Genomic DNA, 11,556 nt, shown 5'->3' on the forward strand with positions numbered 1-11,556 from the left:
CGGCCCATCTTCACCCCCATTCCGCCGGGCACCTTGGCGGGCTGGAAGACTGGCGCCTGGCGGCGGTAGGGGTCGCCACCTGCGACCTTCGAGGTCGAGTTCGCGTTGGCGATGTTCTCGGCGATGACCCGCATGCGGCCCTGCTGGGCCCTGAGCGCGGAGGCGGCGATCGCTTGAGCGACGCCGGCCGTGGGTTTGATCTCGGGCACCTAGGCCCTCCTTATCCGGAACCGGGACGGCGGGCCGCCATGCGCATGAGGCCCAGGGACTTCTGGTAGAAGCCGATGGCGGCGTCGTAGTTGGTGCGCGCGTCGCCCATCTTGATCATCTCCTCCTCCAGCACGACGGTGTTGCCGTTGAGCGTGGTCTCGGAGGTAGGGGTCTTTACGGGCTTGTAGGCCGCGCCCAGCCCGCGCCGTTCGTTCGGCGGCCGCAGATGCCCGGCCGAGGTCGCCGCCATGGTCGTGGCGCCCCCCCCGGCCTGCACCTTGGACGAGAAGCTGAAGGCTTTCAGGTCCTGGGCGACGTAGCCGGCGGTGGAGGTATTGGCGACGTTCTGGGCGATGACCTTCTGCCGCTCGCCCAGATAGCCGAGGCGGCCTTTCAGCATCTGGAACAGCGGGATTTCGGCCAGGTTCATGGGTCAACATGGTGAAGAGACAGGGTTAATCCGCAATTAAGGGACTCGCATGCGAATGGGCGCACCCTCCTCCCGCCGCAGAAGCGCCGTCCCATGGAACCTACCGACTTTCTGAGAGGCGTCTTCGCCCTGGCCATCACGCTGGGCCTCATCGGCGCGGCTGCCGTGGCGCTGCGGAAATGGGGGCCGGAGGCGCTGGCGCGCTACGCCACCCAGAAGAAGGACCGCCGGCTGAGGCTGGTGGAAACCCTGGTGATCGACCCGGCGCGGCGGCTGGTGATCTTCGAATGCGATGGGCGCGAACAGTTGCTGCTGCTGGGCGAAGGCCGCTTGCTGGGCGACGTGACGCAGAAGGACGCCAAGCGGTGAGCGGGCTCCTGAAGGCGATCCGGACCCTGCCGGCGCAGGACTGGCGCAGGGCCGCGGGGATCGCGGCGCTGACCGCCCTGGTCGCCCTGGTGTTCCCCGCCGTGGCCGCCGCCCAGGCGTTGAACATCGACCTCGGAACAGGCGCGGGCCTGACCGAGCGGGTGGTGCAGCTGGTGGGCCTGCTGACGGTGCTGTCGCTGGCCCCGTCGATCGTGATCATGACCACCTCGTTCGTGCGGATCATCGTGGTGCTGTCGCTATTGCGCACCGCGCTGGGCCTCCAGCAGAGCCCCCCCAATGCAGTGTTGATCTCGCTGTCGCTGTTCCTGACCGCCATCATCATGCAGCCCACCTTCGAGAAGTCTTACCAGGACGGGATTAAGCCGCTCCTCGAGCAGCAGATGGAGCTGCCGGCGGCGTTCGACGCGGCGGGCGGGCCGGTGAAAACCTTCATGCTCGCCCAGGTGGACGAGGAGGACCTGGGCCTCTTCATCCGCCTCTCGAAGATCCCCCGTCCGGCCACGGCGCAGGAAACCCCGCTGCGGGTGGTGACGCCGGCCTTCATGATCTCGGAGCTCAAACGCGCCTTCGAGATCGGCTTCCTGCTGTTCGTTCCGTTCCTGGTGATCGACCTCGTCGTGGCCAGCGTGCTGATGAGCATGGGCATGATGATGCTGCCGCCCGTGGTCGTGAGCCTGCCCTTCAAGCTGATCTTCTTCGTCCTGGTGGACGGCTGGCGGCTGGTGGCGGGCTCCCTCGTGGAGAGCTTCCAGCGCGGGGCTGGCGGGGGGTAGGCGACGCTGAGGGCGCTAAGCCCAGAGCCAGTTCGCCACGCGCTGGACGCTTGCGGCGATGGCCTCGGCTCCGGTGTCGATCTCCAGATCGTACTTGCCGGCCAGGCTCCTCGCCGTCATTCCGCGGGCGAGTCCCTGCGAGGCCTCAGACCGTTCAGCCCGTTCGCGGCTCTCCAAGATCGAGAGAGGCGCCGTGAGCCTCACCCAGCAAGTGGGGACGTCCGCAAGCGCAGCGGTCCAATCGCGCCAATCCTCATCGTCATAAACGATGCCTTCGCAGACAACGCTTATCCCCTGCTCGACGACGGCCGCGACCGACCGGTGGAACGCCGACAGGAAACGCCGACCGTCCGGACCGATCGCCAGCTCGACTTGGCCGTTGCCAGTCCTGGCGTAGACGAAGCCTAGCTCAGCGAAGCGGCCGTGATGGTCGCCCCAAGAGAGCCAGCGACGCGGCAATGACCGCGCGAAAGTGTCGAGTTCGATTGTGAGCCACATCTGACCATGCCGTGAGAGCTCAGCCTGCAACGCTCTGACTATAGTCGATTTTCCAACCGCGGCTGGACCGCTGACGACGATCAGTCGGCCGCAGGCCATCCCCGACTAGCCCTTGTTAGGCGCCGCCGGAGCGGCCGCCTGCTTGGCGGGCGCGGGCGCGGCTTTCGCGACCCCGATCGGCGCGGGCTTGGTCTTCAGGCGGCCCTTCATCTTGGCGACCCAGCCGGCGAAGGCCTCATTGTCAGCGGTGATGCGGCCAAAGTCGGCGACGCTGAGCCGGCCGTCCTGCACCCCCGACAGCGCCACCCTCAGGGCGTCCGGATTGCGGGCCTGGTCGGTGAAGCCCTGGTAGCGTTCGCGCAGACGCGACAGCGCCCCATCGTCCCCGGCCAAGCTGTAGGCGACGCCGGCGCGGAGCAGCTTGCCCTCCTCCTCCGCGGCCAGCGGGCCCGGATACTTCCAGCGGTCGGCCAGCGACTTTTCGAACAGGACGCCAGCGCCGCCCCAGTCCTTCTTCTTCCAGACCACCTCGGCCCGCAGGTCGGCCCCTTCGCGAGAGGTGTCGCGCTCAATGACCTCCAGGGCGGCGTCAAGGCGACCAAGCGCCATCAGGGCGCGGGCCTCCACCAGGCGGCGCTCGACATTCAGTGAGGTCGGCAGGATGGTGTTGCGCGAGCTGTTGATGGCCATGAGCGCCTGCTCGGGCTTGCGGTCCATGAGGTAGATCAGGGCCAGATCCGTCGCCACCTGGGCCCGGGGCACGCCGTCGAGGCGATTGTCGGCTTGGTACTTCAGGAGATCGGCGGCCTGGTCCAGGAGGTCGACATCCACCAGCCGGCGGACCAGCTTGCGCACCATCTGGTCGCCGTCGGCGCCCAGGGGGGTCAGTTCCTTGAAGTCGTAGAACAGGGCCAGCGCCTGGATCGGCTCCAGCCCGTCGGCGGTCCCGCTGAGGAACAGGGCGCGGAAGGCGCTGGCCAGGTCGTTCTGCAGCTGCAGGGCTTCTGGAAGGTCGGGCAGCCTCTGACCCGCCGACCTCAACGCCTCCAGGGCCTCGCGGTAACGGCCCTGGTCCAGATAGAGCTGGCCCAGCGCGCGGATCGTCTCCAGCTCGGTTGAGTCACCGCGCCAACGGTACCGCAGTCCGTCGAAGACGTTGGCGGCCTGGACCGGTGTGATCTTCCCCGCCGCCAGGCGAATCTGGGTGGCGCGCAGCAGGGCGGGCGCCGACAGCGACTCCACCGGGGCGCTGGTCACGGCGGCATAGATGCGCAGCGCCCGGTCGGGGTGCCCCTGGGCCTCCACCACGCGAGCCTGCACCAAGCGTGTGGCCAGTTCCTCCAGCGGCTCGGTCTTGTCCATCAGAGCCAACTTGATGCGGGCGTCGGCGCCGTCGATATCCCCAAGCGCCAGGGCGGCCTGGGCGTCGCCGCGGGCGAAGCGGGCCTTCCAGGCCGGGGAGAACTGGTCGAAGGCCTCGGCGCCGGCGGCGAACTGGCTGCGGGCCTCCGGCCACTGGGCCAGCTGCGAGGCGATGTAGGAACGCCACAAGGCCGCAGACGGGTCGTCGGCCAGGATCGGCGCGGAGAAGTCAGCCTCCGCCTCCTTGTAGCGTCGCGCCATCACCCGGGCGATGCCGCGCAGGCCGCGGAACTCCGGGTCGTCCAGCAACTCCTGGTGCGTGCGCGCGGTGTCGTTGAGCAACCCGATGGCTTCGAAGGAGAGCTCCGAGCCCACCAGGAAGCGGGCGAACGCCATGCGCGCGGCCACGGGCGCATCCCGGCCCTTGCCGGCCTCATCCATGGAGGCGTTCAGCAGGGCGTTATGCCGGACCAGGAAGCCGCCCTTGCCGGTCTTGGGCCAGTTGGCGTAGTCAATCAGGGCCGGCATCCCGGCCGGTTGCGGGGCTCCGAGATCGGCCTCGGCCCGTTCGACCCCCGCCGAGATCGGCGACAGGGTCAACCCCGCCGGCCGGCCGATCTGCACCAGATCGCCCTCGTGGCTGAGGTTCAGATCGTCGACATAGGCCTCCAGCGCCAGGCCTTGGGCCGAGGGCAGGACGGCCATCTGGACATATTCACGGCGGCTGGGCACGCCCTTGGCGGGGCTAAGCGCGGTGACCACCGACAGAGTGTCACCAACGATGGGGTCGCCCACCTTCAGGGTGCGGGTCGTGCCGGAGACGACAGCCTTGAGGGCCGCAGGGCCGCCGACATCGTCGCGCACGATACGGACCTGGCTGCTCTGGCTCTGGGCCCCGGGACCGATGGCCACGGTCCAGACCGCCCCCTGGGCCGAGGCGAAGAAGGGAGTGCCCTTCGGCGCGGCGATGCGGACGGCGGAATAGTCAGAGCCCTTGAAGCTCTGCACCTTGGAAAACTGGCGAAGGCCCCGAGGGGCCCTGGAGACGTCGAGATCGGCGGGCGCGTCGAACACCACCCATATGGCGTCACCCCGCCGGAACACCGCCGCCCCGTTCGGATTGGCCCAGGGGAAGGTCAGCATGACCTGTCCGTTGACCAGCTTGGCGTCCATCGCCACCACGCCGCTGGCCGGCACCGGATTGGGGCGCGGCGGCTCTGGCGCGACGATCGGCGCCGAGGTCTCCGCCAGTTCGGGCTCGGGCGGCGGGGGGCGTTCGAAGAGGTTGATATAGGTGGCGCCGTCCGCGTTCCCGACCTTGGCCTCGGCGTTCTCGGTCAGGGTCAGGACCAGTTCCAGCCCGCCGCCGGAATGGCGGGCCTCGGCGGTCTTCAGCCACTTGGGGGGATCGACCCGCAGTCGCGAGATATCGGGATTGGCGTCCCGGTTGAACTTCAGGGTCAGGACCTGGCCGTCGCGCTTGGTGACCGCGCGCGCGCCGCCCGCCCAGTGCAGCTCGATGCGCGAGAAGTCCTTGGCCTGGGCCACGTGCACGTCCAGCGGGCCGCGAGCCGCGACCTGCGCCGGCGCAGCCACGCCGGTGGGCGCGATCACGCCGGCGATGCAGATCGCCGCGACGCTGGAGTGAAGGGCCCGGCGCAGGCTCAATGGACTAGCCGGCCTTCGGCGGCGCCGCCGCCGCGGGGGTGGCGGGTTGGACGGTCGGGGCGGCGGCGGCTGGAGCCGGGGTCGCGGCGGCCTGCTGCACCGGCGCGGCCTTCGGCGCGGGTTTGCGGGCGGCGACCTTTTTCGGGGCGGCCTTGCGGGGCGCCGCCGTGGGGGCCGGAGCCGGTTCGGCGGTGGGATCGATGGAGGCCTGCTTGGGCGCCGCGGTGTTCGCCGCGGCGTTGGAGGCCGCGCTCTCGGCGTTGGCCGCGACCTTGCGGGCGTCGGCGAAGCGGCGTGACAGGCTCTCGGTCAGGCGCTTGGCCTCGGCCGGCGGCATGGCGGCGATGATGGCCGAGAGCGAGCGCTCCTTCATCTTACCGGCGATCGGCAGGCGCACGGAGTCGTCCAGCATGACCATGCGCGGCGCGGCGTCCTTGGCCTTCATGCCCTCGAACACCTTCACCAGGCGGTCCACCTCGCCCTGCTCCTTGCCGTCGGCCTGGTTCAGCAGGGTCTGCATGTCGCCCTTGAGGCCGGTGAGGGTCTTGACCTTGGCGTCGAGCTTGGCCTCGGCGGCGGCCAGCAGGGCCAGCTGCACGTCCAGGTCCTGCTCGCGCTGATCCAGTTGGCCCCGGCGCGAACCCAGGCTCTGCAGGATCTGCAATTCGGCAGGCGAAAGGCCAGCCTCCTTGGCCAGCTCGGCGGCGGTGGGGGCGCAGACGGCCGGAGCCGGCTTGGGGGCCAGCGACAGGGAAGACGCATCCAGGGCCGAACCGAAAGCCGCGCCCTCGGCGCCCACCGTGGCGGCCTCCGCCTTGGCGGCGTCAGCGGCGGCCTTGCCGGTCAGGGGCTTGGCGGCTTCCTCGGCGAAGGCCTTGGCGCCGGAGAACATGTCGGGCAGCGACTTGGCGCCGGCCATGGCGTTCACCGCCAGGACCCCGGCGGCGGCGATGCCCACCAGGGGCAGAATGCGGGGGATGTTTTTCATCGGCGGGCTCCAGCGACGGCCACGCGATCGGTGGGGCCGTCGAACAGGTCGTCTTCAAAACGGGGACGCTGACGCGTAGGGGAGATATCGGGACGCACGAACCGCTCGGGCTCAGGCCGGGCGCGGGGCTCACGCGCCGCCGACAGCAGGGCGCCCAGGCGATGGGTGACGCGCTCGACGTCCTCCTCGTTCACCTCGACGGCCTCGCGGCGGAAGGGGATCGGCGCACCGCGGTCGGCCCGCGCCATGCGCTCGGCGCGGTCCATGCGATCGGCGCGGTCCATGCGCTCGGCGCGGTCCATGCGCTCGGAGCGATCGGAATGGGCCGGGGCGGCGGCGGCGGGCGCGCCCTGCAGGTGGCGGTCCAGCTTGGCGGTCAGGGCGCGCGCCTTCTCGATCCGGTCGGCCAGGGCGTCGGTGGCTTCGTCGGTGGCCGCGCGCAGGTCGGCCAGACCCTGCTCGGCGCGGGCGGCGGCGACATCCAGTTCGGCGACGGCCCGGGCGAAGCCATCATGGCTATCGCGCAGATGCTTCAGCCGGATATTGAGCCGGAACCCCATCATCAGGGCCGCGGCCAGCAGGCCGGCCAGCATCAGGTTCATTCCAAGGGCGATCAGGCTCATTTCAAACTCTGCACGGCGCGCCGGGCGTGGGGCGTAAGCGGCGCCTCCACACGTACGGCGATGTGATGATTGCGGCGGCCCATTCGGCCCCGGGTGAGTGGGATGGTTCCGGCCCGCAGCTCGATGAGACTGTCGGGGGTGGCGTTGAGCATGATGGTCTGGCCGACCTGGAGGTCGAGAACCTCCTTCAGGCTGATCTGCTGCTCGTCCAGGACGGCGCGGACCTCCATCTGGGTGGTCCAGAGTTCGGTGGCCAAGTGGCCTTCCCAGATGTTGTCGCGACCGAACTTCTCACCCATGAACTGCTGCAGGAGCATCTTCCGGATGGGTTCGAGGGTGGCGTAGGGTAGCAGCAGCTCGATGCGGCCGCCGCGATCCTCCATGTCCACCCGCAGCTTGACCAGGATCGCGGCGTTCGGAGGCCGAGCGATGGCGGCGAAGCGCGGGTTGGTCTCCAGGCGGTCCAGGGTGAAGGTCACCGGGGTCAGGGGCTCGAAGGCCAGCTTGGCGTCGGCCAGCACCACCTCGACCATCCGCTGCACCAGCACGCGTTCGATGGTGGTGTAGGGGCGGCCCTCGATGCGCATGGCCGCGGTGCCGCGACGTCCGCCCAGCAGCACGTCGACAATGGAATAGATCAGGTTGGAGTCGACGGTCAGCAGACCGTAGTTCTCCAACTCCTCGGCCTTGAACACCGACAGGATGGCCGGCAGGGGGATCGAGTTCAGATAGTCGCCGAACCGGATCGAGGAGATGTTGTCGAGGCTGACCTCGACGTTGTCAGAGGTGAAATTGCGCAGGCTCGTCGTCATGTACCGCACCAGGCGGTCGAAGACGATTTCCAGCATCGGCAGGCGTTCGTACGAAACGAGCGCGGAGTTGATGATGGCGCGAATGCCCGAGCGCTCGGCCGCCTCCTCGTCGGAGAGATCAAAGCCCAGCAGGCTGTCGATCTCATCCTGATTGAGGATGCGCTCAGAGCCGATCATGCTGTCGGCGGATTGTTCCGCGTCAGCCCAATCCTCGCCCTCGGCGGCGTTCTGGTTTTCGAGTTCTTCGTCCATGGGGATACGCCGACCAGGGATAGGCCCTAGTTGATCAACATCTCCTCAATGAGGACGGCATTTACTTTTGAAGGGGCGATCACGAGGTTCACCCGCCGCAGGATCTCCATCCGCAGCTGGTAGGACCCCTGGCTGCCCTGCAGGTCCTCCGGGCGCAGTTCGCGCAGGAAGGTCTGGAACATGTCCTGCAGCCTGGGCATGTTGGGTTCCAGCAGGTCGACCGTGTCCTGGTCAGGAACCTCGAGGGTGAGCTTCAGCTTCAGGAAAGTGGCGCGGCCGTCGGCCGTCTGCATGTTCACCACGACATTGGGCATGGTGTAGAACAGGACGCCGTCCGGGCCTTCGGCGATCGTGCCGATGGTCTTTTCTTCCTTGCCCTTCTCGCCCTTCTTTTCCTTCTTCTTGTCCTTGCCGTGGTCGTCGGCCTTGCCGTGGGCCTCATCGGGCTTGGGCTTCAGGAAGATCATCGCCGCGGTCCCGCCGCCGCCTAGCACCAGCACCGCGGCCGCGGCGCCGATGATGATCATCTTCATCGGCAGCTTCTTCTTGCCAGAAGCGGCCTCGCCTTCCTCACCCTCGACGGCTTCGCCGGCCGGGGCTTCCTTGACCTTGTCCTTGGCCACGCACGCGGCTCCTTAGATTCTATCCTCTCTGTGTGGGGCCGACATGGTTAAGGACTGGTTTTTTTGGGGGTGTCGGGGACGGTCCAAGCCTGCCCGGCAAATTCGGCCGAAAACACTCCATTAACCTTCTTGTTTGTTGATTTTATTCAACTTTCAGACTGGCCCGAAGCTTGCAGTCTTCCCTCCGACGAAAGTGTCGCAGGTTTAAGGTTCGAGCACGGCGATGGACAACGCTCTCTATGTCGGACTGTCGAGGCAGATGACGCTGCGCCGCGAGCTCGACATCGTGGCCAACAACATCGCCAATGCCGACACCACCGGTTTCAAGGCCGAGAGCCTGATGCTGGAGGCCGCGCCGCGAGCTCCGGCCAGGACCTTCGGCGGCCCCCAGCCGATCAAGTTCGTGCTGGACTCCGGTGTCGCCCGCGACTTCACCCCCGGCTCTCTGCACAAGACCGACGCCCCCTTCGACCTCGGCATCGAGGGCATGGGCTTCTTCAAGGTCACCACCGCGGACGGCGAGCGCTACACTCGCGACGGGCACTTCCGGATGGACGACATCGGCCGGATCACCACCCAGGGCGGCCAGGCCGTGCTGGATGAGGGCGGCGGCGAGGTCACCGTCGATCCCCAGAAGGGGCCAGTCACCATCGCCACGGACGGCACGATCAGCCAGGGCGCCGAGCGGATCGGCAAGGTCGCCGTCGTCCGCTTCGACACCCTCTCGATCCTCGAAAAGGTTGGAGACAACCTCTACCGCAACACCTCGAACGCCCAGCCTCAGGCGGCCCCGGACGCCCGTGTCCACCAGGGGATGCTGGAGAGCTCTAACGTCAAGACCGTCCTTGAGATCACCCGGATGATGGACGTGACGCGGGCCTACGAGTCGATGGCCAAGATGATGGATTCCAACGCCGACCTGTCCCGCCGCTCGATCGAGCGGATGGGCAAGTCGCAGTAAGGAAAGTTTAAGACATGCAAGCACTTCGCACCGCCGCGACCGGCATGGCTGCCCAGCAGCTCAACGTCGAGGTCATCTCCAACAACATCGCCAACATGAACACCATTGGCTTCAAGCGCCAACGGGCCGAGTTCCAGGATCTGCTCTACAACACCCTGGAACGGGCTGGGGCGCAGTCGTCGGACCAGGGGACCATCGTGCCCACCGGCGTCCAGGTGGGTGGCGGCGTGAAGACCGGTTCGGTCTACCGCATCACCGAGCAGGGCGCCTTGACCGCCACCGGTAACCGCTACGACGTGGCCATCGAGGGCCGCGGCTACCTGCAGGTGCTCAAGCCCTCTGGCGAGACCGCCTACACCCGCGCCGGCAATCTCTCGGTCAATGATCAGGGCCAGCTCGTCACCGAGGACGGCTACCAGCTGCAGCCGGCCATCACGATCCCGGGCGACGCCACCGACGTGATCATCTCCAAGTCCGGACAGGTCCAGGTCACCAAGGCCGGGGCCACCACGCCGGAGACAGTCGGCAACCTGGAACTGGCCACCTTCGTCAACGAAGGCGGGCTGGAAGCCATCGGCGACAACCTCTTCATGGAGAGCGGCGCCTCGGGCGCGGCCACCACCGGGGCCCCTGGCTCCACCGGGTTCGGCGGCCTGCTTCAAGGCTATACCGAGGCCTCCAACGTCGACGCCGTCACCGAGATCACCACCCTGATCGTGGCCCAACGCGCCTACGAGATGAACTCCAAGGTCATCACCTCCGCCGACCAGATGCTGCAGGCCGCCAACCAGTTGAAGGGCTAGGCGGATGCGCACCCTGATCCTCGCCGCCGTCCTGTCCCTCGCCGCGGCCCCGGCCCTGGCCGGTCAGGCCGTGACCCTGAAGTCCGAAACCCTCGACGCCGACGGCCTCATCACCCTGTCGGACCTGTTCGACGGCGCGGGCTCAGCCGGCAAGGTCGCCGTAGCGACCCGGCCCGGAACCTCCGCGGTCCTGGACGCAGGGGCCGTGCAGCTCGCCGCCCGCCGCGCAGGCCTCGACTGGGCCAACGCCGAGGGCATCCGCCGCATCGTCGTCCGCGCCGGAGCCGACGGAGGCTTCAGCACGCCGCCCGCCCGGGGCAATGTCGAAGTCCTCACCTATGCCCGCAGCCTATCGGCCGGCGAGATGGTCCACCCGCAAGACGTGGTCTGGGCCAAGGCGGCCGGCGCCCCCGCCGACGCCCCCCGCGACGCCGACGCCGTGATCGGCATGGCCGCCAAGCGCCCACTCCGCGCCGGAGCCGCCGTCTCACTCCGCGACGTCTCCGCGCCGCAGGTGATCAAGGCCGGAGACGCCGTCTCCGTGCTCTATGAGGCGGGCGGAATCAGCCTGTCCCTCGAGGGCAAGGCCATGGGCGCGGCCGGGATCGGCGACACCGTCTCGATCCAGAACACCGCCTCGAAGAAGATCATCCAGGCCACCGCCAGCGGACCCGGCCAGGCCGTGGTCGGCCCAGCCGCCGACCAACTCAGGTCACTGGGCCGCGGCCAGTACGCCCAGCGTTAGAAAGCACCCGTCCCATGCGTCTGTCTGTTCTCGCTCTTGCCGCCCTCCTCCCGCTGGCCGCCTGCTCGACCGTGAAGGAGGCCGTAGTTGGCCCCACCCTTGCCCCCGTCGGCTACCCCGCCGCCCTGGTGGCGCAGGAACAGGTCTATATGGCCAGCAGCCAGGGCCAACCGGCCTCGGCCAATTCCCTGTGGCGCTCTGGCGCACGCGCCTTCTTCATCGATCAACGCGCCGCCCGGACCGGTGACATCCTCACCGTCCAGATCGACATCAATGACAGCGCCCAGACCTCGAACGCCTCGAACAGCCGGCGCGCCTCCGGCATGGAGGCCGCCGCGCCGTCGCTGTTTGGCCTGTCGGGCAGCCTCGGCCGCCTGCTGCCGCCCGGCACGGACCTCGCCGCCGGACTGGAAACCAA

Annotated in this window: 14 protein-coding genes; 6 read left to right on the forward strand and 8 right to left on the reverse strand. The window is 68.4% G+C overall.

What is annotated here, in order from left to right:
• Both RMO97_RS14505 and RMO97_RS14510 read right to left on the reverse strand, forming a co-directional pair.
• A partial coding sequence (locus tag RMO97_RS14505; RefSeq protein WP_310541758.1) for a flagellar basal body protein occupies positions 1-209 on the reverse strand: 209 nt, incomplete at its 3' end.
• Positions 210-220: 11 nt separating this feature from the next.
• The gene (locus RMO97_RS14510) at positions 221-640 is read right to left on the reverse strand and encodes a flagellar biosynthesis protein FlgB (protein ID WP_310541759.1); all 420 of its coding nucleotides are present in this window, start codon (positions 638-640) and stop codon (positions 221-223) included.
• Positions 641-733: 93 nt separating this feature from the next.
• Here RMO97_RS14510 and RMO97_RS14515 point away from each other — a divergent pair, with 93 nt between their 5' ends.
• Together RMO97_RS14515 and fliP are read left to right on the forward strand one after the other, a co-directional pair.
• A complete protein-coding gene (locus RMO97_RS14515) occupies positions 734-1,009 on the forward strand; it encodes a flagellar biosynthetic protein FliO (RefSeq protein WP_310541760.1) in 276 nt (91 codons plus the stop codon).
• A complete protein-coding gene (gene fliP, locus RMO97_RS14520) occupies positions 1,006-1,803 on the forward strand; it encodes a flagellar type III secretion system pore protein FliP (protein WP_310541761.1) in 798 nt (265 codons plus the stop codon). Before RMO97_RS14515 ends, fliP begins: the two co-directional genes overlap by 4 nt.
• A 15-nt stretch (positions 1,804-1,818) precedes the next feature.
• Here fliP and RMO97_RS14525 read toward each other — a convergent pair whose 3' ends face one another.
• The 6 genes from RMO97_RS14525 to RMO97_RS14550 all read right to left on the reverse strand — a co-directional run bounded on the left by RMO97_RS14525 (position 1,819) and on the right by RMO97_RS14550 (position 8,629).
• Positions 1,819-2,400 (reverse strand): phosphotransferase-like protein, encoded by a 582-nt coding sequence (locus tag RMO97_RS14525; protein ID WP_310541762.1) that lies wholly within the window; start codon positions 2,398-2,400, stop codon positions 1,819-1,821.
• A gap of 6 nt (positions 2,401-2,406) precedes the next feature.
• Complete coding sequence (locus RMO97_RS14530) at positions 2,407-5,331, reverse strand: endoglucanase (RefSeq protein ID WP_310541763.1); 2,925 nt, start codon at positions 5,329-5,331, stop codon at positions 2,407-2,409.
• A gap of 4 nt (positions 5,332-5,335) precedes the next feature.
• Positions 5,336-6,319: a MotE family protein gene (locus tag RMO97_RS14535; RefSeq protein ID WP_310541764.1), complete on the reverse strand. Its 984-nt coding sequence runs from the start codon at positions 6,317-6,319 to the stop codon at positions 5,336-5,338.
• Positions 6,316-6,942, reverse strand: coding sequence for a DUF6468 domain-containing protein (locus RMO97_RS14540; protein WP_310541765.1), 627 nt, complete (start codon positions 6,940-6,942; stop codon positions 6,316-6,318). The genes RMO97_RS14535 and RMO97_RS14540 overlap by 4 nt, the downstream gene beginning before the upstream one ends.
• On the reverse strand, positions 6,939-7,931 hold the full coding sequence (gene fliM / locus RMO97_RS14545) for a flagellar motor switch protein FliM (RefSeq protein WP_310541771.1): 993 nt from the start codon (positions 7,929-7,931) through the stop codon (positions 6,939-6,941). The genes RMO97_RS14540 and fliM overlap by 4 nt, the downstream gene beginning before the upstream one ends.
• A gap of 101 nt (positions 7,932-8,032) precedes the next feature.
• Positions 8,033-8,629 (reverse strand): flagellar basal body-associated FliL family protein, encoded by a 597-nt coding sequence (locus tag RMO97_RS14550; RefSeq protein ID WP_310541766.1) that lies wholly within the window; start codon positions 8,627-8,629, stop codon positions 8,033-8,035.
• 223 nt (positions 8,630-8,852) lie between these two features.
• On the opposite strand from RMO97_RS14550, the gene flgF reads away from it, so the two are divergent.
• The 4 genes from flgF to RMO97_RS14570 form a co-directional block, all read left to right on the forward strand.
• A complete protein-coding gene (gene flgF, locus RMO97_RS14555; protein WP_310541767.1) occupies positions 8,853-9,590 on the forward strand; it encodes a flagellar basal-body rod protein FlgF in 738 nt (245 codons plus the stop codon).
• A 14-nt stretch (positions 9,591-9,604) separates the two neighbouring features.
• On the forward strand, positions 9,605-10,393 hold the full coding sequence (gene flgG / locus RMO97_RS14560; protein ID WP_310541768.1) for a flagellar basal-body rod protein FlgG: 789 nt from the start codon (positions 9,605-9,607) through the stop codon (positions 10,391-10,393).
• A 4-nt stretch (positions 10,394-10,397) separates the two neighbouring features.
• Positions 10,398-11,138, forward strand: coding sequence for a flagellar basal body P-ring formation chaperone FlgA (gene flgA, locus RMO97_RS14565; protein WP_310541769.1), 741 nt, complete (start codon positions 10,398-10,400; stop codon positions 11,136-11,138).
• A gap of 14 nt (positions 11,139-11,152) precedes the next feature.
• Positions 11,153-11,556: flagellar basal body L-ring protein FlgH (locus RMO97_RS14570; RefSeq protein WP_310541770.1), on the forward strand; the 404-nt coding region annotated here is incomplete at its 3' end.

Source organism: Phenylobacterium sp. (assembly GCF_031425575.1).
GTDB lineage: Bacteria > Pseudomonadota > Alphaproteobacteria > Caulobacterales > Caulobacteraceae > Phenylobacterium.